A 21,607-nucleotide genomic window follows, 5' to 3' on the forward strand; every position below is an offset into this window, starting at 1 on the left:
GATCCCGCCCCAGGCGGGACTTCCCTCTTTAACGTGCAGCCCTTGTAACGCAAAGGCGCATCCGAAGATGCGCCCTTAGCTGACAATGTAAAACCTTATCGCGCTTTCACGCTGCGGCCTTACTCAGCCTTTGGTGTCTCGCGCAGACGGATATGCAGCTCGCGCAGTGCCTTGGCATCCACCACACCCGGCGCTTGCGTCATGACGTCGGCAGCACTTTGGGTTTTCGGGAAGGCAATCACTTCACGGATCGACTGGGCACCGGTCATCAGCATCACCAGACGGTCCAGGCCAAAGGCCAGGCCGCCATGGGGTGGCGCGCCGTATTTCAGGGCGTCGAGCAGGAAGCCGAACTTCTCTTGCTGCTCATCTTCGTTGATGCCCAGCAGGCGGAAGACCGATTGCTGCATTTCCTTGCGGTGGATACGGATCGAACCGCCACCCAGCTCGGTGCCGTTGAGCACCATGTCGTAGGCACGGGACAGAGCGCCAGCCGGGTTGGCTTCCAGCTCTTGCGGCGTGCACTTCGGCGCGGTGAACGGGTGGTGCAGTGCGCTGAAGCTGCCGTCGTCGTTTTCTTCGAACATCGGGAAGTCGACAACCCACATCGGCGCCCACTGGCAGGTCAGCAGGTTCAGGTCGTTGCCGACCTTGATCCGCAGTGCACCCAGCGCTTCGCTGACGATCTTCGACTTGTCGGCACCGAAGAACACGATGTCGCCGTCAACTGCGCCAACACGATCCAGGATCACATTGAGGTTGGCTTCAGGGATGTTCTTGACGATTGGCGACTGCAGGCCTTCGACGCCCTTGGCGCGCTCGTTGACCTTGATGTACGCCAGGCCCTTGGCACCGTAGATGCCGACGAACTTGGTGTAGTCGTCGATCTGCTTGCGCGGCATGCTCGCAGCGCCAGGCACGCGCAGTGCGGCGATACGGCATTTCGGGTCGTTGGCCGGGCCGCTGAACACCTTGAAGTCGACATCTTTCAGTTGGTCTTCAACGTCAACCAGTTCCAGCGGGTTACGCAGGTCTGGCTTGTCGGAACCGTAACGGCGCATGGCTTCTTCGAAGGTCATGTGCGGGAATTCGCCGAACTCCAGGTTCAGCACTTCCTTGAACAGGTTGCGGATCATCTGCTCGGTGATGCCCATGATCTCTTTTTCATCGAGGAAACTGGTCTCGATGTCGATCTGAGTGAATTCCGGCTGGCGGTCGGCCCGCAGGTCTTCGTCACGGAAGCACTTGGCGATCTGGTAGTAACGGTCGAAGCCGGCAACCATCAGCAGTTGCTTGAACAGCTGTGGCGATTGCGGCAGGGCGAAGAAGGAACCGGCGTGGGTACGGCTCGGCACCAGGTAGTCACGGGCGCCTTCCGGGGTAGCACGGGTCAGGATCGGCGTCTCGACGTCGAGGAAGCCGTTCTCGTCGAGGAAGCGACGGATGCTGGTGGTCATGCGCGAACGCAGGCGCAGCTTCTCGGCCATTTCCGGGCGACGCAGGTCCAGGAAGCGATAACGCAGGCGGGTTTCTTCGCCAACGTCAGAGAACTCGTTCAGCGGGAACGGCGGGGTTTCCGACTCGTTCAGCACTTCCAGTTCGTAACCCAGCACTTCGATCATGCCCGACGCCATGTTGGCGTTGGTGGCACCGGCCGGACGCAGGCGAACCTTGCCGGTGATCTTCACGACGTACTCGCTGCGCACGCGATCGGCGGCGGCGAAGCTCTCGGCGCGGTCCGGATCGAACACCACCTGGGCCAGACCATCACGATCACGGATATCGAGGAAGATCACCCCGCCGTGGTCGCGGCGACGGTGAACCCATCCGCAAAGGGTGATTTCCTGACCTTCCAGGGTCTCGTTCAGTTGGCCGCAATAGTGGCTGCGCATCATGATAGTGGTTTCGCTTCTCGTAATTCGAAATTCGGTGGAGGCCCGCCTCATCACCGTACAGCTAAGTCAGGTGACGGATAATGCAGGAGCCTGCGCGTAGAGTTCAACTCAGTCTGCTTTGTCGCCGCCGGCCAGATTCTTCTTCGAACCGGTCTTGAAGTCGGTCTCGTACCAACCGTTGCCACTCAGGCGAAAGCCCGGCATGGACAACATCTTCTTGAGCTCCGGTGCCTGGCAGGCAGGGCAATCGACCAGCGGCGCTGCGCTGATCTTTTGAATGGCTTCCAACTGATGACCACAGGAAGCGCATTGATAGTCGTACATGGGCATGGAGATGTCTCGGCGATCAGATCATTACTGCGCCACGCCCTGCCCTGGCTCTATCCTGTGGGAAAGTCCCGGCATGCGCAGCAAAGCCCGGGATTATATCTGGTAAATCGAGGCTGTGCAGCCGTAGCGGCGCGCTGCTCTTTATATAGATGACTGCAGCAGGCTTCTGCCGGGCGCCCGAGCCGGGGCAATCCCGGGACGGGCGCCCGGCACAAGGTTCATGCAGGGTCCGGCTGGACACTGGGCGCGACAAGCCGCCCTTTCAATACATGCACCACGCAAACCACCCTGACCAGACCGCTGAAGTTCTTTACACCGCCATAACGCAAGTGCACTTCCCGGTCCACGTAAGACAGCAGCGCACTGACCGAACACGTATTGATCCTGGCGATCTCCGCGAGGATATTCCAATACACCTCTTCGAGCCGCAAACACGTCGAAAAACCATTAAGCCGAACCGATCGGGACAATGGCCTGGCCAAGTTCATATCGAACCCCTTGGCAAAGGGATCTACCTTTATCTTGTGCAATCCGCACGTTTCCATAACTCCATTACCTGCTCCGCGTGACATACACTTGACACTCCATTGCCTGACGGCCACTCATGTTCTCGTTGGCCGTTGAGCTATAAAACATCAAGACGACAAGTGCAGCCAGAAGACAGGGAGCCGATCACCGTAGGACAAGCCAACGCGCGTATCAGGAAGCTCGCGGAATCACGGAAATCGCCGGGAAGCAGGCATGCGAGGGGCGTCAGCTCGACGCCCTCCCGCCACCGGTGTTATTTGTTTTCGAGCAGGGAACGCAACATCCATGCGGTCTTTTCATGCACTTGCATACGCTGGGTCAGCAAGTCCGCCGTCGGTTCATCACTGACTTTATCCAACAACGGGAAGATCCCCCGGGCTGTGCGAGTCACCGCTTCCTGGCCTTCGACCAGTTGCTTGATCATGTCTTCAGCGCTCGGCACACCCTCTTCTTCCTTGATCGAAGAAAGTCGCGCATACACCGAGTAGGCACCCGGTGCGGGAAAGCCCAGGGCACGAATACGCTCTGCGATTGAATCCACCGCCAGCGCCAGTTCGTTGTACTGCTCTTCAAACATCAAGTGCAGTGTACGAAACATGGGCCCCGTTACGTTCCAATGGAAGTTGTGGGTCTTCAGGTAAAGTACATAGGTATCGGAAAGCAGTCGCGAAAGTCCATCAACGATTGATTTACGGTCTTCTTCACTGATACCAATATCGATTGCCATGTGTTTCCCCTTCAATTGATAAAAATTCATTGATCAGGTGCAGGACCACTCTAGCAAGAGTGCCGGCCGTGCGCAGCCTGGCTGACCCTTTCGAGGTGCGGCAAATCGCCCCTTGCAGAGCGGGCTTGCCCGACAGGCAAGGCTTCAACAGCTACCGGAAAAATTACCCAGCACCTGCGAAAAAGCCTGCACCTGTCTAGGACAAGTGTTTGACGCAGAAATGCCGTGCCCCTTGTAACAGCCTGAAATGCTTGATTTGAGTAGGCACAGGCTTTGCTGTTAAATAGGCAGCGTGTCGCCGCCGATATTTTTCGCGGCAAGCGGCATAGGCTGATACCCGTGCACGTGCCCAACGCCTCCCATTGTTCAGAAGCGAACCGTGCCCGTCAGCTCTTCCTTGTGATCCGTCTTAACGTGAGTTAATCAAAATGTTGAAAATCGTCCACCTGCTAACGGGCGCTGCAGCTTTGCTGCTGTCCTTTATCCCCAGCCTGCGATCAGAGACCCTGCCTTACCTGCAGCAACCTGACGCTCTCTACCTGACCTTCTTTGGTCTTCTTAACCTGACACTGGCTCCAGTCATTCCATACTGGAACAAAGGCCCGCGTCATCAACTGCAAAACCTGGTCAGCGCCCTGCTGGTCCTGGCTGTTGTCGTGCAAACCCTCACCCTGCTGGCGCCTATGCCTGAAGTGGGTGGCCACCCGGCCGTCCTGCTCAGCCTGGCAATCGCACTGGTCGCCATCGTTCTTCATCTGGCCATCAGTTTTTACCGCTCCTCCCCGGCCGCTGCGTCGCAAAGCTACGACATGACCAACCGGGATACCGGGACCGTCAAGTGGTTCAACACCTCCAAGGGCTTCGGCTTTATTTCCCGGGATTCGGGCGACGATATCTTCGTCCACTTCCGGGCGATTCGCGGCGAAGGCCATCGCGTACTGGTGGAAGGCCAGCGCGTGGAGTTCTCCGTCATGAACCGTGACAAGGGGCTGCAAGCTGAAGATGTGATCGCCGCATTGCCGCGTCGCTGATTCCAGCACCCCGAAAAAAAGAAACCGCGATGCAGCCTGGCTGCATCGCGGTTTTTTTATGCCCGGGGGGTCAACCCCTGCCTTATTAATAATGAGGCGGCGGCGCCTCTTCCTCGGACGACTCGAACTGGCCGCCCATTTCTTCCTGGCGCTTGAGCAACGCAGTCATCTGCAACTGCAGGCGTTCCACGGCACGCTGCTGGGTGACCAGGATGTCATTCAGGGTCTCGATGGTGTCGTCCTGAAAGGCCAGGCGGCTTTCCAGGTCGGTCACGCGGGCTTGAAGATCCATGGCTCAAGCCTCCAGGAACGTGAAGTCGGCCGGCAGGATCTCGCGCAGGCGCGCACGAATTGCCACCACTTGCTCGTCACTGTAGGGCTTCGCCGGGTGCTTGCCCCAGACCGGCGCAGGCCAGGCCGCGTCGTCGCGCTTGCGTACGATCACATGCACGTGCAGTTGGCTGACCACATTACCCAAGGCACCGATATTCATTTTGTCGGCGCCGAACCCTTCGTTCAGCCACTGTGCCAGTGCCGTGCTTTCCTGCCACACCCGCTGCTGGTCGGCGACATCCAGTTGAAACACTTCGCTGATACCGTCGATGCGCGGCACCAGGATGAACCAGGGGTAATTCGAGTCATTGGAAAGCAGCAGCCGACACAGGGGGAAATCCCCGATAGGCAAGGTGTCTTGTTGAAGGCGTGGATCTAAGGCGAACACAGCAGTCACTCCCGTTCGGCGGGTCAGGTTTCAGGCGCCCAGCATACCTGCGAATGCCGGTCGCTTCACGGCGAATGCGCGTGGCCGAATACGCGCCCAAACAGGACGCCACGAAAAAAAGCGCACCATTTCGAGACAGGCCAATATTTCAGCTACGCTAAATGACCAATGTATCCAATTCTGGTCAAAGTCGGGACGCGGAACATGCTTCAAGACCTTGAGCCAGACGGCTTTCAAAAGGCGAAGGCAGAACGGGAGCAGAAACGCAGTCAGTGAAGCACTGCACCAAAATGACCCATTTGTGCTTCAAAGGGATCCGCCAACTACCCACCGAACGGGGTGAACCGGTAACGTTTTGCTCTGGTACAGGTTTTATGCGCCACCGAACCGGAGTGCGGCAGGCGCGTCAAGGCCAAACCAAACGGCGTAAAAAGCCCGTGCTTATGCGGTTTTTACAGGCCGTTGACACTTTTCACGAAAAAATCACATTCGGTTACGGGTTTGTGCACGCTTGTTGCATTCACACCCATATCGTCGACAACGGCACCGGCGGGAAGCAGGTGTTTCGCGACGGAAAATAACAGCGGTTCAATGCCTGACAGGGATGAGTTGAAACTTTCAGGGGTGACTTTTCCACCCCGCTTCCAAGGTTTTAAAACAGCATTGAAGTTGTCAGTCCGGTTACAAGTGGACTGTGAATTTGCGACATGGAGCTAGCAATTTACGACAGGCCCGTAAAGAAGCTGAAAGGATAGATGTGCAAGTATCGTCAATAATGTCTGCGTGATATAACTTTGCGCCGACACAAAAAAGAAAGAGCCGCCCAGACAAAAATATAGGTGGGACGGCAGTACTCTTCCTAAAACCAAAGGAGCAAATCACGATGCGCGTGATGAAGTGGAGCATGATCGCCCTGGCTGTTTCAGCAGGCACCTCGCAGTTCGCAATGGCGTCCTCCCAGGACGATTCCAAGGGCTTTGTTGAAGACAGCACTTTCAGCATCAACACTCGCCTCCTGAACTTTAGCCGCGACTTCCGTAACAATGACACCGGCAAGAGCCGCGTCGACGAAACCGGTCTGGGCTTCAACGGCCTGTACCAGTCGGGCTTCACCCAAGGCACCATCGGTGTGGGTGTCGACGTCATCGGTCTGTTGGGCGTCAAACTGGACAGCGGCAAGGGTCGTTCCGGCACTGGCCTGTTTCCAACTGGCTCCGACGGTCGCGCTCAGGATGATTACTCCAAGGGCGGCGGCGCAGTTAAGTTCCGTATCTCCGATACGGTCCTGAAAATCGGCGACCAGTACACCACCGCGCCTGTATTCGCTTCCGATGACAGCCGTCTGCTGCCTGAATTGCCACAGGGTATCTCGCTGACCAGCAACGAGATCAAAGGCCTGAAACTTGAAGGCGGTCACTTCACTTCGAGCGTGGCACAAGCCCAGACCTACCGCGACAGCCTGGGCCTGACAAAAACCGACTTCATCGGTGGTGTCTACGCCCTGACTCCAGAAGTCAGCGCCAGCCTCTACTACGCGAAGACCGAAGACTACTGGAAGAAAACCTACGCCAACCTGAACTGGACCCATGCGCTCAGCAATGAGCAGTCCCTGGCGGTCGACTTCAACATCTACAGCACCAAAAGTGATGGCGCTGGCCTGCAACGGGCTGAGAAAGACGGCACCACCAAACTGGACAACCGTGCCTACAGCTTGCAAGGCGCGTACACCATCCAGGCTCACACCTTTACCCTGGCCTACCAGAAGGTCAGCGGTGACGGTGACTACGGCTACGGCGTAGACGGCGGCGGCACGATCTTCCTTGCCAACTCCATCGCTCGTTCCGACTTCAACGCTGAAGACGAGAAGTCGTTCCAGGCTCGCTACGACCTGAACATGGCGACTTTCGGCGTACCAGGCCTGAGCTTCATGACTCGCTACGTCAAAGGTACCGGCGCCAACACCGCCGACACCTCGAACGGCAAAGAGTGGGAACGTGACATCGAAGCCAAGTACGTGATCCAGAGCGGCCCGGCAAAAGACCTGAGCCTGCGCGTGCGTCAAGCCACTTATCGCTCCAGCGATGGTGTGTACTACGGTTCGGCGTCCATCGACGAACTGCGTCTGATCGCGCAATACCCGCTGAACATCTTGTAATTGGCAGTTTGATTACAACGATGACTTAGGGTTTCGGCCCTAACTAAAAAGCCGCTCACTTGTTCGCAAGTGAGCGGCTTTTTTATTGCAACTTAATCTCAACAACCGGATAACTAGCAAGCTAACTATCTAGTTTAATCCTGCGTAACAAACCTGACATATCGGCCAGGTTTAATCATCCAGTCACACTATTACTTCCCAGCACTTTCCTGCATGACGCGAATAACCCGTTGTGGAAACGGAATATCAATCCCCGCCGCTTTCAAACGGTCACGTGCCAGTTCATTGAACATGAACATCACATCCCAGTAATCCGAAGTCTTGGTCCAGACTCGCAGGGATACCGTGATCGAACTGTCGCCCAAGGTCGAAACTACCGCTGCCGGCGCAGGATCAGCCAATACGCGTGGATCCTTGGCCAGTTCCAGCAGCACTTCGCGTGCTTTCTGCAGGTCGGCTTCATAGTCGACCCCCACGTCAAACACCACCTTGCGGGTCGGCTGACGGTTGGTGTTGGTGATGAGGCCGTTGGACAGGCTGCCATTGGGGATGATCACCGTCTTGTTGTCGCCGGTGCGCAACACGGTGTGGAAGATCTGGATGCTGTCGACGGTACCGGAAGTGCCCTGGGCTTCGATCCAGTCACCAATGCGGAACGGACGGAACAACAGAATCAGCACGCCGCCGGCGAAGTTCGCCAGGCTGCCTTGCAATGCCAGGCCGATGGCCAGGGTGGCGGCGCCGATCGCGGCAACGAACGAGGTGGTTGCGACGCCGATCATCGAGGCCACGTTGACCACCAGCATGACCTTGAGCGCAATGTTCGCAAGGCTGGTAATGAAGTGTTGCAGCGCCAGGTCAGCATTACGCAACGCCAGCAAACGCCCTACCCGGTGGGTCAAGACGTTGATCAGCCACCAACCAATGGCCAGGGTGACCACTGCCAGCAAAAATCGGCTGCCGTATTCCATGATCATCGGTAACCACGACTCCGAGGTCTTGATCAAGTGATCCACTTCAGCGTTCAAGTCCATCTACATTCTCCTGTTTGCCGGATGTGCGGCCTTATCAATCCCCACATAACAAATGAGCCCCGAAGGGCTCAATCGTTTCTGCAGGTTCTGGGCGTGGGACGTCAAAAACGTCCACAGGTTCCCGAGGGGTCCACTCAGTCGCGGAAGTTATTGAACTGCAGCGGCATGTCGAAGGTCTTGGCGCGCAGGGCAGCAATGGCCTCCTGCAAATCGTCACGCTTCTTGCCGGTGATACGCACCTGCTCGCCCTGGATGGCGGCCTGGACCTTGAGCTTGGCGTCCTTGACGTGAGCGACGATTTTCTTCGCCAGCTCCTTGTCGATGCCTTCCTTGAGCACGGCTTCCTGCTTCATCAGCTTGCCGGACGCATAGGCATCCTTGATTTCGAGGCATTGCGCGTCGATCTTGCGCTTGACCAGAGACAGCTTGAGGATCTCAATCATCGCTTCCAGCTGGAAGTCGGCTTCCGCGGTCAGGTTGACGGTCAGCTCTTTTTCCTTGAACTCGAAGCTGCCCTTGCCCTTCAAGTCATAGCGGCGATCCAGCTCCTTGACGGCGTTCTCGACGGCGTTGGTGACTTCATGTTTGTCCAGTTCGGATACCACGTCGAACGACGGCATGTAATTTCTCCAATAAAAAAGGGGCGCGGCTCAGTAGAGATGGAGCACGCCCGGGCTAAAATGCCCGGGCATTATAGCGGTTCTTTCGCCTCGTTCACTGCGGGCAGCCTTACGGAGTAAAAACTGATGTCGACCACCTGGCACGTCCTCGGCGCCGGCAGCCTCGGAACACTGTGGGCCGCCCGCCTGGCCCGCGCCGGTCTGCCCGTGCGCCTGATCCTGCGGGATCCCGGGCGGTTGGCGAGTTATCAGACGGCCAATGGCCTGACCCTGGTCGAGCAAGGCGTGGCTCACACCTACCCGGTCGTCGGCGAAACCTCCGACAGCCCTGGGCCAATTCATCGCCTGCTGGTGGCGTGCAAGGCCTACGACGCCCAGGAAGCCGTCGCACAGCTGGAACATCGACTGGTGCCGGACGCCGAACTGATCCTGTTGCAAAACGGGCTGGGCAGCCAGGACGCAGTCGCCGCCCAACTGCCCCAGGCACGCTGCATCTTCGCCTCCAGCACCGAAGGCGCGTTTCGCGAGAGTGACTGGCGAGTAGTGTTTGCCGGCCATGGCTACACCTGGCTGGGGGATGCTCGGCACCCTACTCCGCCGCTGTGGCTGGATGACCTGCAAGCCGCCGGCATTCCCCATGAGTGGAGCACCGACATCCTCACCCGCCTGTGGCGCAAACTGGCCCTGAACTGCGCCATCAACCCGCTGACCGTGCTTTACCAATGTCGCAATGGCGAGCTGCAAGCCCATCAGTGCGAAGTGGCCACCCTGTGCGCCGAACTCGCCGACCTGCTGGAATGCTGCGGCCAACCCGCTGCCGCAGAAGATTTGCACAGCGAAGTGGAACGGGTAATCCAGGCCACGGCGGCCAATTACTCCTCGATGTACCAGGACGTGGCCAGTGCCCGACGCACCGAAATCAGCTATTTGCTGGGCTATGCCTGCCAGGCGGCCGCCCGCCACCAACTGAGCTTGCCGCACCTGCAACAACTCCAGGCGCGCCTGGTACGGCAACTGTCTGCACGCGGATTGCCCAGCGACTGAAGCACGCGCTACCCTGCCTGCTTGTTCCTTTGCAGCGAAAACCTTGATGCCACTGCGCCAGCGTCTCGAAAATCTACCGGTTGGGCAGAAACTGCTGGCGGCCCTGCTGGTTTTGTTGACCACCGTCTTGCTGGTGGCCAACCTGACCTTTATCAGCGCCGCCTACTGGATCTCCCAGGAAAGCATGGCGCCCCAGGCCTTGCAGGCCATCGGTCGGCTGGTGTCCAACCCGTCGCTCGCCGCCGAGTCCCTGGACTCACCGCTCAAGGCGCAAACCCTGCTGGATGAACTGACCAGCTACTCGCCATTGCGGGCCGCGGCCTTATACGACGGAGATGGCACGCGCCTGGCCCAGCTGCAACATGCCAATCGCCTGCACCTGCCAGATAATTTCCGGGACATTGAAACCTGGCGTACCACCGAATTTCGCAGCAACCAGGTGATCACCCTGCCCCGTGCCGGCAAACCGTCCGGGCACTTGCTGCTGGTGGCCAGCAGCGAACTGCCGGTGGCTTTCTATACCGGGACCTTCACCGCCAGCCTGGGTATCCTGATCTTCAGCGTGTTGCTGTGGCTGGTGATCGCCCGGCAGATCAAGCGCCTGATTACCCGGCCGATCCATGAACTGGAAGAATTGTCGCGCCAGGTCACTCGGGAAGAGAACTACGCCCTGCGCGCCGGTCGCGGCAATCATGATGAAATCGGCAGCCTCGCCGAAGCTTTCAACACCATGCTCTCGCGCATTGAAGCCCGTGAGCAGCAACTCAAGCGCGCGCGGGACGATTCCCAGGCCGCCTACGATCAAGCCCAGGGCCTGGCGGAAGAAACCCGCCACACCAACCGCAAGCTGGAACTGGAAGTGCAGGTGCGCAGCAAGATCGAGAAAAAGCTCACCGGCTTCCAGAACTACCTCAACAGCATCATCGACTCGATGCCCTCGGCGCTGATCGCCCTCGACGAACAGCTCTACGTCACCCAGTGGAACCAGGAAGCCAGCGCACTTTCCGGGACCCGCCTGGACGAGGCGCTGAACCAGCCGATTTTCCTCGCCTTCCAGCCGCTCAAGCCGTTCCTGCCGCAGATCAAGGCCACGGTAGAGCAACACACCGTGGAGCGGATCGAGCGCGTTACCTGGGTCAAGGATGACGAACCCAAGCACTACGCCCTGACCTTCTACCCGTTGATGGGCGGTGCCGGGCGCGGCGTGGTGATCCGGATCGACGACATCACCCAGCGCCTGTCCCTGGAAGAAATGATGGTGCAGTCAGAGAAAATGCTCTCGGTCGGTGGCCTGGCCGCCGGCATGGCGCACGAAATCAACAACCCGCTGGGAGCGATCCTGCATAACGTCCAGAACATTCGCCGCCGGTTGTCCAACGAACTGCCGAAAAACCTCGAGCACGCCGAACAGGCGGGCATCGACCTGGACTCGGTCAACCGCTACCTGCAAAGCCGCGAAGTGCCACAGTTGCTCGACGGCATCCAGCAGGCTGGCGCCCGGGCGGCGAAAATCGTCACCCACATGCTCAGTTTCAGCCGCCGCAGCAACCGGCAGATGGCGCCGTGCGACTTGCCGGCCTTGATCGACCAGGCGGTGGAAATTGCCGGCAACGACTTCGACCTCACCGTCGGCTTCGACTTCAAGGGCCAGGCGATCATCCGCCAGTTCGACCCGCAACTGGGCCCGGTCCCCGGCACCGCCAACGAACTGGAGCAAGTACTGCTCAACCTGCTGAAAAACGCCGCCCAGGCCATTCATCAGCGCGAAGACGGCAGCGAGCCCGGCCGGATCATCCTGCGCACCCGGCTCAACCCGCCGTGGGCAGAAATCCAGGTGGAAGACAACGGCATCGGCATGAGCGAGAACGTGCGCAAACGCACGTTTGAGCCATTCTTCACCACCAAGGAAATCGGCCAGGGCACCGGGCTTGGGTTGTCGGTTTCGTATTTCATCATCACCAACAATCACAAGGGGCAGATGGAAGTGCATTCGACCCTTGGCCAGGGTACCTGCTTCACCTTGCGCCTGCCCCTGGCGGGCAGCCAATTGCCACCCAACGAACTCACTCAACTGGAGCGCTAACCATGGGCTTTCGCCTGTCGAAAATTTACACCCGTACCGGCGACAAGGGCGAAACCGGCCTGGGCGACGGCCGCCGCGTGCCCAAGGACCATCCACGGGTGGAGGCGATTGGCGAGGTGGATGCGCTGAACAGCCAGTTGGGTTTGTTGCTGGCGGGATTGGAGGAACAAAGCGGGCAGCATCCAGCGTTGAAGGATGTGATCGAGGTGCTGACACCTTGCCAGCATCGTCTGTTTGACCTGGGCGGCGAATTGGCGATGCCGGTGTACAAGGCGCTGAACGCGGCGGAAGTCGACCGGCTTGAGGCGGCGATCGATCGCTGGAATGAAGAGGTCGGGCCGCTGGAGAACTTCATTCTGCCGGGTGGTTCGGCGTTGATTGCCCAGGCCCATGTATGCCGAAGCCTGGCTCGCAGTGCGGAGCGCCGGTGTCAGCACCTGAATGCAGAGGAACCGCTGGAAGGCGTCGGGTTGGCGTACATCAACCGGCTGTCGGACTTGCTCTTTGTGGCAGCCAGGGTGATTGCCAAGCGCCAGGGCGTTGCAGAGATCTTGTGGCAGGCGGCGGCAAAGCCGCACTGATGCTTACTGACCGATTGCAACCTGTGGCGAGGGAGCTTGCTCCCGCTGGGCTGCGTAGCGGCCCCAAAAAAGCGGGAGCGCTGCGCACTCCAACGGGAGCAAGCTCCCTCGCCACAACAGCTCCCCTGGCCACTCGCCAGGGTTATGCCTAAACCTCAGGCCAGAACGCCCGAATCCCCGCCACACCTTGAGCACCAGCCTCCCAGGCCTTTTCCCGCTCAGCAGGACCCACCCCACCGAGCAAGAACACCGGCTTGCTGAACCCACTGATCAACTGCTGTGCCTGCTCCCAGCCCAACGGCTCGGCATCAGGATGAGTCTGGGTCGGCTGCACCGGCGACAAGGTGACGAAATCCACGTCCATCAACTCCGCCAAGGCTAATTCCTCAGCATTGTGGCAAGACGCCGCCAACCAGCGATCCTTCGGCAAAGGACGTCCCTTGCTGGCGTACTTGCGCAGTTGCGCCGAGGTCATATGCCAGCCGGCCGCGGGAAAATCCCCCAGCCATTCAAACGGCCCCTTGAGCATCAGTTGCGCCTTGCCCGCACACAGGCCCACGGCGTCCACCGCCAGGTCACGGTACTTGGGGTCGTAACCGTTGGGGGCACGCAGCTGAACCAGTTTGATGCCACCAGCGATGGCTTTTTGAATACCGCGCAGCAGGACGGGTGTCTCCAGCTCGCCCGGAGTGATCAAGTAGTCAGCCGGTAAACGCGCCGCCGCAACGATCGGCGCATTGGCTGCCGGAAACTCATAGTTCGGCAGGTCCCGCTGGGCCACCCACTCAAGGGGTTGGCCTTCGGCACCGTGGGGCTCGCCGGTAAAGGCCGAGACTTCCCAGACATCCAGCAACACCTGTTTGTCCGGGTAATCATGCTGCACCTTGATCAACGGGCGAGCCGCCGTGACCTGGATGCCCAGCTCCTCCTGCAATTCACGGGACAGCGCGGTAGCGACCGACTCATCGGCCTCCACCTTGCCACCGGGAAACTCCCAGAGGCCGCCCTGATGCTGGGTATCGGCGCGGCGCGCCAGCAGAATCCTGCCGTCGACACCCCGGATGACCGCTGCTGCTACATGAACTCGTTTCACCGCACTATTTCCTCTGAATCGGTTTGAAGACCTGCCTGGTATCAGGTGCGGTATTCCGCGTTGATCTTCACGTACTCGTGGGACAGGTCAGTGGTCCAGATGGTTTCGCTGCACTCACCGCGACCCAATTCGATACGGATGGTGATTTCTTCCTGCTGCATCACCGCCGAACCCTGGGCTTCGGTGTACGTCTCGGCCCGGGCGCCACGGCTGGCGATGCACACTTCGCCGAGGAACACGTCGATCTTGCTCACGTCCAGGTTCGGCACGCCGGCACGGCCCACAGCGGCCAGGATACGGCCCCAGTTCGGGTCGGAGGCAAACAGCGCGGTCTTGATCAGCGGCGAGTGAGCCACGGTGTAACCGACATCCAGGCATTCCTGGTGGTTACCGCCGCCGTTGACTTCAACCGTCACAAACTTGGTGGCGCCTTCGCCGTCGCGCACGATGGCCTGGGCCACGTCCATGCACACTTCGAACACCGCCTGCTTCAACGCGGCGAAATACGCGCCGTTGGACGAGGTGATTTCCGGCAGGTCAGCCTGGCCGGTGGCGATCAACATGCAGCAATCGTTGGTCGAGGTGTCGCCGTCGATGGTGATGCGGTTGAAGGACTTGTTGGCGCCGTCGAGCATCAGGTTTTGCAGCACGTCACGGGAGACTTTGGCGTCGGTGGCGATATAGCCCAGCATGGTCGCCATGTTCGGGCGAATCATGCCGGCGCCTTTGCTGATGCCCGTGACGGTAACGGTCACGCCTTCGTGCACAAACTGACGGCTGGCGCCTTTTGGCAGAGTATCGGTGGTCATGATCCCGGTAGCCGCAGCCGCCCAGTTATCCACCGACAGGTCATCCAGCGCTGCTTGCAACGCGCCTTCGATTTTCTCTACCGGCAGCGGCTCACCGATCACACCGGTGGAGTACGGCAGCACCTGGCTGGCGTCCACGCCGGTCAGCTCCGCCAGCTTGGCGCAGGTGCGGGCAGCGGCGGCCAGGCCAGGCTCGCCGGTCCCGGCGTTGGCATTGCCGGTGTTGGTCAACAGGTAACGCACCGGGCCTTCGACACGCTGTTTGGCCAGAATCACGGGCGCGGCGCAAAACGCGTTCAGGGTGAACACACCCGCGACGGTCGAGCCTTCGGCACAGCGCATCACCACCACATCCTTGCGCCCCGGGCGCTTGATGCCCGCCGAAGCGATACCGAGTTCAAAACCGGCAACCGGGTGCAACGTGGGCAAAGGACCAAGACCAACAGCCATGAATGCGCTCCTAAAAATATTGGGTGTGTACCCCGTCGCTATCGACGGTGACGAAATGGCAAAACGCCGCGACGGCTGATGCCGGTCGCGGCGCGGGGGTGTTGCAGCGTCAGGCGAAAATCTTAGTTGATTTCGCCGTGGCAGTGTTTGAACTTCTTGCCCGAACCGCACCAGCACAGTTCGTTGCGGCCCAGCTTCTGTTCGTTGCGCACCGGGGCCTGGGCCAGGGCCACATCGACCTCTTCGCCCAATACTTCCGGAGCCTCAAGACCAGGCGCTTCGTCGTGCTGGAACTGCATGCGCGCAGCCAGTGCCTCGGCTTCCTGACGCAGGCGGGCTTCTTCCTCGATCGGGTCTTCGCGACGCACCTGAACGTGGGACAGCACACGAATCGAATCGCGCTTGATCGAATCCAGCAGTTCGGAGAACAGCGTGAACGACTCGCGCTTGTACTCCTGCTTCGGGTTCTTCTGGGCGTAGCCACGCAAGTGGATGCCATGACGCAGGTGGTCCATGGTCGACAGGTGGTCTTTCCACAGGTCGTCCAGCACACGCAGTACGATTTGCTTCTCGAAGGTGCGCAGTGCTTCGGCACTCGCCTGCTCTTCTTTCTCGTTGTACGCGGCCAGCAGCTCGGTCATGAGCTTCTCGCGCAGGGTTTCTTCGTACAGGTGGTCGTCTTCGTCGAGCCATTGCTGGACCGGCAAATCGACACCGAAGTCGCTCTTCAACGCAGCTTCCAGGCCGGCAACATCCCACTGCTCAGGCAGGGACTGTGGCGGGATATGGGCGCTGACGGTGGCGTTGAGCACGTCCTGGCGGAAATCGGCAATGGTCTCGCCGATGTTGGTGGCAGCCAACAAACTGTTACGCATGTGATAAATCACTTTACGCTGTTCGTTGTTGACGTCATCGAACTCGAGCAGTTGCTTACGAATGTCGAAGTTACGGCCTTCTACCTTGCGCTGGGCCTTCTCGATGGCGTTGGTCACCATGCGGTGTTCAATCGCCTCACCGGACTGCATGCCCAGGGCTTTCATGAAGTTCTTCACCCGATCCGAGGCGAAGATGCGCATCAGGCTGTCTTCCAGGGACAGGTAGAAACGGCTGGAACCGGCGTCACCCTGACGACCGGCACGACCACGCAGCTGGTTGTCGATACGGCGCGATTCGTGACGCTCGGACGCGATCACCTGCAAGCCGCCGGACTCCAGCACTTGCTGGTGGCGCTTCTGCCAGTCGGCCTTGATCTGCGCGATCTGCTCAGGGGTCGGGTTGTCCAGGGACGCAACTTCCACTTCCCAGTTACCGCCCAACAGGATGTCGGTACCACGACCGGCCATGTTGGTGGCGATGGTCAGTGCGCCCGGGCGACCGGCCTGGGCAATGATCTCGGCTTCTTTTTCGTGGAACTTGGCGTTGAGGACCTTGTGCTCGATGCCTTCCTTGGCCAGCAAGCTGGACATGTGCTCGGAAGTTTCGATGGTGGCAGTACCCACCAGCACTGGACGGCCCTGGGCCATGCATTCCTTGATGTCGGCGACGATTGCAGCGTATTTCTCGTCGGCGGTCAGGAACACCAGGTCGTTGAAGTCTTTACGCGCCAGCGGCTTGTTCGGCGGGATAACCATCACCGACAGACCGTAGATCTGGTGGAATTCGAACGCTTCGGTGTCGGCTGTACCGGTCATGCCGGACAGTTTGTTGTACAGACGGAAGTAGTTCTGGAAGGTGGTCGAGGCCAGGGTCTGGCTTTCAGCCTGGATGTTCAGGGCTTCCTTGGCTTCGATCGCCTGGTGCAGGCCTTCCGACAAACGGCGACCCGGCATGGTACGACCGGTGTGTTCGTCGACCAGTACGACCTGGCCGTCCTGCACGATGTATTCAACGTTGCGATGGAACAGCTTGTGAGCACGCAGGCCCGCATATACGTGGGTCAACAGGCCCAGGTTGTGCGCCGAGTACAGGCTCTCGCCTTCGGCCAGCAGGCCGATCTGGGTCAGCATGTCTTCGACGAACTGGTGACCGGCTTCGTTGAGTTCGACCTGGCGGGTCTTCTCGTCGATGGTGAAGTGACCTTCTTTGGTCACCACGCCTTCCACTTCCTCGATGTGTTGCTCAAGGCGCGGGATCAGCTTGTTGATCTCGGTGTACAGGCGCGAGCTGTCCTCGGCCTGACCGGAGATGATCAGCGGGGTACGGGCTTCGTCGATCAGGATGGAGTCGACTTCGTCGATCACGGCAAAATTGAGTTCGCGCTGGAATTTTTCTTCCATGCTGAACGCCATGTTGTCGCGCAGGTAGTCGAAACCGAATTCGTTGTTGGTACCGTAGGTGATGTCGGCAGCGTAGGCGGCGCGCTTCTCTTCCGGCGGCTGGAACGGCGTGACAACGCCGACCGTCAGGCCGAGGAATTCGTACAGCGGACGCATCCAGTTGGCATCCCGGCGGGCGAGGTAGTCGTTCACCGTCACAACGTGCACGCCCTTGCCGGACAATGCGTTGAGGTAAACGCCCAGGGTAGCTACCAGGGTCTTGCCTTCACCGGTACGCATTTCGGCAATCATGCCTTCATGCAAGGTCATGCCGCCGATCAACTGGACGTCGAAGTGGCGCATGCCCATGACACGCTTACCGGCTTCGCGGGCGACCGCAAAGGCTTCGGGAAGCAGCTTGTCGAGGGTTTCACCTTTGGCTATGCGGGCCTTGAACTCTTCGGTCTTGGCGCGCAATTGCTCGTCCGAAAGGGCAACCATCTGCTCTTCGAAGGCATTGACCAGCTGCACCGTCTTGAGCATGCGTTTGACTTCGCGCTCATTCTTGCTTCCAAAAAGTTTCTTTAACAAAGGCGCAAACATATCGGCAGGTTCTTCCACACATAGGGATGGAGGGCGCCCCGTGAGTCGCCCGAGCAGCCCTCACGGCCGCATGCGAACGAGCATTCTACCCGGAAACGTGGGTGAGGAAAGTGGCGTTATTCCACGATGCTGGCACGGCGCTCTTGGAGGGCTTGTTTAAAATAAGGGCTTTTTGCTGAACTTCAACCCATTCAGGTAATAAGTTACTCGTTGATTTAATGGATAAACTGCCGCTAATGCAATGGCGGCGGTGTCGCAGACGCTTTCTGCTACCATGGCCTCTCTGTTACTTAAGGTGTCTAGTCATGGCATTTCGCCCTCTTACGGCCCGAGCTCCCGCCGTGTTGCTTCGCGAAGCCAAGCCTTTAAAAGCCATCTTCGGCCATGCGCAACGCCTTGGTCATCTGCAACGCCTGGTAGAAAGCCAACTGCAGCCCGCCGCCCGCGAACACTGCCATGTGGCCTCGTGGCGCGAGGGCAATCTGCTGCTGATCGTCACTGACGGCCATTGGGCGACGCGCCTGCGCTACCAGCAGAAACGTTTGCAGCGCCAATTGATGGCCTTCGACGAATTCGCCAGCCTGACGCGCATCCAGTTCAAGGTGCAACCGCCGACCGTGCCGCAAGGTGCGGTGGGGCACACGATGGATTTGTCGGAAATCGCCGCCGAAACCATTCAGGCCACGGCAGACGGGATTACCGATCCGAACTTACGCGCTGCGCTGGAGCGGCTGGCCGCTCACGCCAAACCCAAAACCTGAGACCTGGCGCATAACCAAATGTGGGAGCGGGCTTGCTCGCGAAGGCGGCGTGTCAGTCACTGCATATATTGACTGATCCACCGCTTTCGCGAGCAAGCCCGCTCCCACATTTGATCCCATCATTATTTACGTTTGCTGCCACCCAACAACGACCCCAGTAACCCGCGCACCAACTGCCGGCCCATCTGATTGGCCGCCTGTTGCATCGCCGATTTCAGTGCCTTGCCTGCCGTAGTACCGAGGAACGCACCGGCCTTGTCGGTGAAGCTCGGTTCTTCAGCTGCGGGCGTCGCCTCCTGTTGCGGCCCCAGGTCCTTGCGCGCCATCAACACTTCGTACGCCGACTCACGATCAATCGGCTTGTCATAGCGCCCCTGCAATGGCGAACTGGCAATCAGTGCTGCCCGCTCAGCTTCGCTCAGTGGCCCGATCCGCGATTGCGGCGGCGCCACCAGCACGCGTTGGACTACCTCAGGCGTCCCCTTTTCCTGCAAGGTTCCCACCAGCGCCTCACCCGTCCCCAATTCGGTCAGCACCGCCAGCGCATCAAATGCCGGATTGGGCCGGAAGCCATCGGCCACCGCCCGCAGGGACTTCTGCTCCTTGGTGGTGAACGCCCGCAGCCCGTGCTGGATGCGCAAGCCGAGTTGCGCCAGCACGGTGTCCGGCAAGTCCCCGGGAGACTGGGTGACGAAATACACACCGACGCCTTTCGAGCGAATCAGCCGCACCACTTGCTCCAGGCGATCCTGCAAGGCCTTGGGGGTGTCGGCAAACAACAGATGCGCTTCGTCGAAAAACAGCGCCAGCAGCGGCTTGTCGGCATCGCCACGTTCCGGCAGTTGCTCGAACAGTTCGGCCAACAGCCAAAGCAGGAAGGTCGCGTAGACCTTCGGCGCCTCATGCACCAGCCGGCTGGCGTCCAATAGATGAATACGCCCGCGGCCGTCACTGGCCGGTTGCAGGATGTCTTCGAGTTGCAGCGCCGGCTCGCCGAACAACGCTTCGGCACCCTGCTGCTCCAGCACCGCCAGGCGCCGCAACAGCGCCTGGCTGGAACCGGTGGTCATCAGGGCCGCGTCTTCCCCGAGCAACTCCGGGTGATAGCGCAAATGGTTCAGCAGCGCCTTGAGGTCCTTGAGGTCCAGCAGCAACAGGCCTTCACGATCGGCCACTTTGAAGGCTGCGTAGAGGGCCGATTGCTGGCTGTCGGTGAGCTCCAACAGGCTGCCGAGCAACAGCGGGCCCATTTCACTCATGGTGGTGCGCAACGGATGACCGGATTGGCCGTGGATATCCCACAACGTCACCGGATACGCCTTGGGCGTGTAATTAAGGAAAGGCATGCCGGCTATGCGCTCGGCGACCTTGCCCTGAGGGTTGGCCGCAGCGCCCAGGCCACACAGGTCACCCTTGATATCGGCGGCAAATACCGCGACGCCGGCGTCGCTGAAGGCTTCCGCCAGGCGCTGCAAGGTCACGGTCTTGCCGGTGCCGGTGGCGCCTGCGATCAGGCCGTGGCGGTTGGCCAGGCGCATCGACTGGGCAATCGGCTGGCCCTGAAGATCTGCACCAATAATGAGTTGCGAGGAGTCAGGCATTTTGTCACCCATGGTTAATCTTTGGCGCTGAATGGTCGATACAGATAAAGCGAGAGACCCAAAAAGTCTTGGAAAAACAGGCCGGATAATTCCTGCAGGAGCAGATGGAAATATCACACTTTTTTTGACGCAGCCATTCCGCGCGCCCCAGAAGGACGTGCATCGGATATTAAGACCATAGCGGACCCCACAAGCCATGAATAAAAATCTGCGTTTCAGCCATAAAATCCTGCTTGCCGCCGCTCTTGTCGTCATTGCCGCCTTTGCGTTGTTTACCCTCTACAACGACTACTTGCAGCGTAATGCGATTCGCGACGACCTGAACAACTACCTGCATGAAATGGGCGATGTCACTGCCAGCAACATCCAGACCTGGCTTACCGGGCGCATTGTGCTGATAGAAAGCGCCGCACAGAACATCGCCATCAACCCGGATTCAACCAGCGTCGCCAGCCTCCTGGAACAGAAGGCCCTGACGTCCTCGTTCATGGCCACGTACCTTGGCGACAGCAAGGGCGGCTTCGTCATCCGCCCCGATACCAAGATGCCCGACGGCTTCGACCCACGGGTACGCCCCTGGTACAAGGGCGCGCAGGGCAGCAACGGCTCAACCCTGACCGAACCCTACATTGACGCGGCCACCGGCCAGTTGATCATCTCCATCGCCACCCCCAGCACCAAGGCCGGCCAGAGTGTCGGCGTGGTGGGCGGCGACCTGAGCCTGCAAACCCTGGTAGACAACATCGGTGCCCTGAACTTCGGCGGCATGGGTTATGCCTTCCTGGTCAGTGCCGACGGCAAAGTGCTGGTACACCCGGACAAGGGCCTGGTGATGAAAACCCTGGCCGACGTCTATCCGAACGACACCCCCAGGATCAGCAGCGACTTCAGTGAAGTCGAGGTAAACGGCAAGACACGTATCGTCACCTTTACCCCGATCAAGGGCCTGCCCTCGGTGAACTGGTACCTCGGCCTGTCGGTGGATAAAGATAAATCCTTCGCCATGCTCAGCGAATTCCGCACCTCGGCGATCATCGCCACGATCATCGCCGTGGTCATCATCATCGCCCTGCTGGGCATGCTGATTCGCATCCTCCTGCAGCCACTGCACGTCATGACCCGCGCCATGGAAGACATCGCCGACGGTGAAGGCGACCTGACCCGCCGCCTGACCATCCAGAACCACGACGAATTCGGCGTGCTTGGCAGCGCTTTCAATCGTTTCGTGGAGCGGATTCACACCTCGATTCGCGAAGTTTCCTCGGCCACCGAGCAGGTCAATGAAG

18 protein-coding genes and 1 pseudogene are annotated in these 21,607 nt (G+C 59.5%); 7 read left to right on the top strand and 12 right to left on the bottom strand.

Annotated features, from left to right (window positions below; all coding sequences use genetic code 11):
• Positions 1 to 119: 119 nt before the first annotated feature.
• From aspS to HX815_RS16795, 4 genes are all read right to left on the bottom strand, one after another.
• The gene (gene aspS, locus HX815_RS16780) at positions 120 to 1,895 is read right to left on the bottom strand and encodes an aspartate--tRNA ligase (protein ID WP_003209808.1); all 1,776 of its coding nucleotides are present in this window, start codon (positions 1,893 to 1,895) and stop codon (positions 120 to 122) included.
• Positions 1,896 to 2,003: 108 nt separating this feature from the next.
• A complete protein-coding gene (locus HX815_RS16785) occupies positions 2,004 to 2,225 on the bottom strand; it encodes an FmdB family zinc ribbon protein (RefSeq protein WP_003209804.1) in 222 nt (73 codons plus the stop codon).
• 218 nt (positions 2,226 to 2,443) lie between these two features.
• Positions 2,444 to 2,797 carry a ribbon-helix-helix domain-containing protein gene (locus HX815_RS16790; protein ID WP_043225921.1) on the bottom strand — a complete coding sequence of 118 codons (354 nt, stop codon included), beginning with the start codon at positions 2,795 to 2,797 and terminating at the stop codon, positions 2,444 to 2,446.
• Positions 2,798 to 3,006: 209 nt separating this feature from the next.
• Positions 3,007 to 3,480, bottom strand: coding sequence for a Dps family protein (locus HX815_RS16795; protein ID WP_003209800.1), 474 nt, complete (start codon positions 3,478 to 3,480; stop codon positions 3,007 to 3,009).
• 428 nt (positions 3,481 to 3,908) lie between these two features.
• Here HX815_RS16795 and HX815_RS31825 point away from each other — a divergent pair, with 428 nt between their 5' ends.
• Positions 3,909 to 4,511, top strand: coding sequence for a cold-shock protein (locus HX815_RS31825; RefSeq protein WP_003209798.1), 603 nt, complete (start codon positions 3,909 to 3,911; stop codon positions 4,509 to 4,511).
• A gap of 85 nt (positions 4,512 to 4,596) precedes the next feature.
• Here HX815_RS31825 and HX815_RS16805 read toward each other — a convergent pair whose 3' ends face one another.
• Both HX815_RS16805 and HX815_RS16810 read right to left on the bottom strand, forming a co-directional pair.
• Positions 4,597 to 4,803, bottom strand: coding sequence for a SlyX family protein (locus tag HX815_RS16805; RefSeq protein ID WP_003209796.1), 207 nt, complete (start codon positions 4,801 to 4,803; stop codon positions 4,597 to 4,599).
• 3 nt (positions 4,804 to 4,806) lie between these two features.
• Positions 4,807 to 5,232 (bottom strand): HIT domain-containing protein, encoded by a 426-nt coding sequence (locus HX815_RS16810; RefSeq protein ID WP_003209794.1) that lies wholly within the window; start codon positions 5,230 to 5,232, stop codon positions 4,807 to 4,809.
• 883 nt (positions 5,233 to 6,115) lie between these two features.
• Here HX815_RS16810 and HX815_RS16815 point away from each other — a divergent pair.
• A complete protein-coding gene (locus tag HX815_RS16815) occupies positions 6,116 to 7,387 on the top strand; it encodes an OprD family porin (protein WP_003209790.1) in 1,272 nt (423 codons plus the stop codon).
• Positions 7,388 to 7,578: 191 nt separating this feature from the next.
• Here HX815_RS16815 and HX815_RS16820 read toward each other — a convergent pair whose 3' ends face one another.
• Positions 7,579 to 8,421 (bottom strand): mechanosensitive ion channel family protein, encoded by an 843-nt coding sequence (locus HX815_RS16820; RefSeq protein WP_003209787.1) that lies wholly within the window; start codon positions 8,419 to 8,421, stop codon positions 7,579 to 7,581.
• Between the two features lie 134 nt (positions 8,422 to 8,555).
• Positions 8,556 to 9,041 (bottom strand): YajQ family cyclic di-GMP-binding protein, encoded by a 486-nt coding sequence (locus tag HX815_RS16825; protein ID WP_003209785.1) that lies wholly within the window; start codon positions 9,039 to 9,041, stop codon positions 8,556 to 8,558.
• Positions 9,042 to 9,167: 126 nt separating this feature from the next.
• Here HX815_RS16825 and HX815_RS16830 point away from each other — a divergent pair, with 126 nt between their 5' ends.
• Genes HX815_RS16830 through HX815_RS16840 form a run of 3 tightly spaced genes read left to right on the top strand, consistent with a single transcriptional unit; the run spans position 9,168 to position 12,749 of the window.
• Positions 9,168 to 10,085: a putative 2-dehydropantoate 2-reductase gene (locus HX815_RS16830; protein ID WP_177028601.1), complete on the top strand. Its 918-nt coding sequence runs from the start codon at positions 9,168 to 9,170 to the stop codon at positions 10,083 to 10,085.
• Between the two features lie 46 nt (positions 10,086 to 10,131).
• Positions 10,132 to 12,168 carry an ATP-binding protein gene (locus HX815_RS16835; RefSeq protein ID WP_003209782.1) on the top strand — a complete coding sequence of 679 codons (2,037 nt, stop codon included), beginning with the start codon at positions 10,132 to 10,134 and terminating at the stop codon, positions 12,166 to 12,168.
• Between the two features lie 2 nt (positions 12,169 to 12,170).
• The gene (locus tag HX815_RS16840; protein ID WP_008432363.1) at positions 12,171 to 12,749 is read left to right on the top strand and encodes a cob(I)yrinic acid a,c-diamide adenosyltransferase; all 579 of its coding nucleotides are present in this window, start codon (positions 12,171 to 12,173) and stop codon (positions 12,747 to 12,749) included.
• A 148-nt stretch (positions 12,750 to 12,897) separates the two neighbouring features.
• Here HX815_RS16840 and HX815_RS16845 read toward each other — a convergent pair whose 3' ends face one another.
• From HX815_RS16845 to secA, 3 genes are all read right to left on the bottom strand, one after another.
• Positions 12,898 to 13,842, bottom strand: a complete 945-nt coding sequence (locus HX815_RS16845; RefSeq protein ID WP_102369787.1) for a Nudix family hydrolase — start codon at positions 13,840 to 13,842, stop codon at positions 12,898 to 12,900.
• A gap of 41 nt (positions 13,843 to 13,883) precedes the next feature.
• Positions 13,884 to 15,101, bottom strand: coding sequence for a bifunctional glutamate N-acetyltransferase/amino-acid acetyltransferase ArgJ (argJ, locus tag HX815_RS16850; protein ID WP_003209777.1), 1,218 nt, complete (start codon positions 15,099 to 15,101; stop codon positions 13,884 to 13,886).
• 122 nt (positions 15,102 to 15,223) lie between these two features.
• The gene (secA, locus tag HX815_RS16855; protein ID WP_003209775.1) at positions 15,224 to 17,959 is read right to left on the bottom strand and encodes a preprotein translocase subunit SecA; all 2,736 of its coding nucleotides are present in this window, start codon (positions 17,957 to 17,959) and stop codon (positions 15,224 to 15,226) included.
• A gap of 305 nt (positions 17,960 to 18,264) precedes the next feature.
• Here secA and HX815_RS16860 point away from each other — a divergent pair, with 305 nt between their 5' ends.
• Positions 18,265 to 18,720: a DUF721 domain-containing protein gene (locus tag HX815_RS16860; RefSeq protein WP_008432358.1), complete on the top strand. Its 456-nt coding sequence runs from the start codon at positions 18,265 to 18,267 to the stop codon at positions 18,718 to 18,720.
• 122 nt (positions 18,721 to 18,842) lie between these two features.
• Here the strand turns inward: HX815_RS16860 and HX815_RS16865 are convergent, their stop codons facing one another.
• Complete coding sequence (locus tag HX815_RS16865; protein WP_177028602.1) at positions 18,843 to 20,321, bottom strand: helicase HerA-like domain-containing protein; 1,479 nt, start codon at positions 20,319 to 20,321, stop codon at positions 18,843 to 18,845.
• 196 nt (positions 20,322 to 20,517) lie between these two features.
• Here HX815_RS16865 and HX815_RS31925 point away from each other — a divergent pair.
• Positions 20,518 to 21,549, top strand: a pseudogene (locus HX815_RS31925) (cache domain-containing protein); the annotation flags it as partial.
• Positions 21,550 to 21,607 lie beyond the last annotated feature (58 nt).

The sequence above is a fragment of the Pseudomonas sp. E6002 genome (genome assembly GCF_013385565.1).
In the GTDB taxonomy this organism is placed as follows: domain Bacteria; phylum Pseudomonadota; class Gammaproteobacteria; order Pseudomonadales; family Pseudomonadaceae; genus Aquipseudomonas.

Coding starts and splice junctions, on each gene's coding strand:
- HX815_RS16825 (WP_003209785.1), bottom strand. CDS start 9,041: ATGCCGTCGTTCGACGTGGTATCCGAACTGGACAAACATGAAGTCACC.
- argJ (WP_003209777.1), bottom strand. CDS start 15,101: ATGGCTGTTGGTCTTGGTCCTTTGCCCACGTTGCACCCGGTTGCCGGT.
- HX815_RS16865 (WP_177028602.1), bottom strand. CDS start 20,321: ATGCCTGACTCCTCGCAACTCATTATTGGTGCAGATCTTCAGGGCCAG.
- HX815_RS16795 (WP_003209800.1), bottom strand. CDS start 3,480: ATGGCAATCGATATTGGTATCAGTGAAGAAGACCGTAAATCAATCGTT.
- HX815_RS16790 (WP_043225921.1), bottom strand. CDS start 2,797: ATGTCACGCGGAGCAGGTAATGGAGTTATGGAAACGTGCGGATTGCAC.
- HX815_RS16840 (WP_008432363.1), top strand. CDS start 12,171: ATGGGCTTTCGCCTGTCGAAAATTTACACCCGTACCGGCGACAAGGGC.
- HX815_RS16815 (WP_003209790.1), top strand. CDS start 6,116: ATGCGCGTGATGAAGTGGAGCATGATCGCCCTGGCTGTTTCAGCAGGC.
- secA (WP_003209775.1), bottom strand. CDS start 17,959: ATGTTTGCGCCTTTGTTAAAGAAACTTTTTGGAAGCAAGAATGAGCGC.
- HX815_RS16785 (WP_003209804.1), bottom strand. CDS start 2,225: ATGCCCATGTACGACTATCAATGCGCTTCCTGTGGTCATCAGTTGGAA.
- aspS (WP_003209808.1), bottom strand. CDS start 1,895: ATGATGCGCAGCCACTATTGCGGCCAACTGAACGAGACCCTGGAAGGT.
- HX815_RS16835 (WP_003209782.1), top strand. CDS start 10,132: ATGCCACTGCGCCAGCGTCTCGAAAATCTACCGGTTGGGCAGAAACTG.
- HX815_RS16830 (WP_177028601.1), top strand. CDS start 9,168: ATGTCGACCACCTGGCACGTCCTCGGCGCCGGCAGCCTCGGAACACTG.
- HX815_RS16805 (WP_003209796.1), bottom strand. CDS start 4,803: ATGGATCTTCAAGCCCGCGTGACCGACCTGGAAAGCCGCCTGGCCTTT.
- HX815_RS16860 (WP_008432358.1), top strand. CDS start 18,265: ATGGCATTTCGCCCTCTTACGGCCCGAGCTCCCGCCGTGTTGCTTCGC.
- HX815_RS31825 (WP_003209798.1), top strand. CDS start 3,909: ATGTTGAAAATCGTCCACCTGCTAACGGGCGCTGCAGCTTTGCTGCTG.
- HX815_RS16820 (WP_003209787.1), bottom strand. CDS start 8,421: ATGGACTTGAACGCTGAAGTGGATCACTTGATCAAGACCTCGGAGTCG.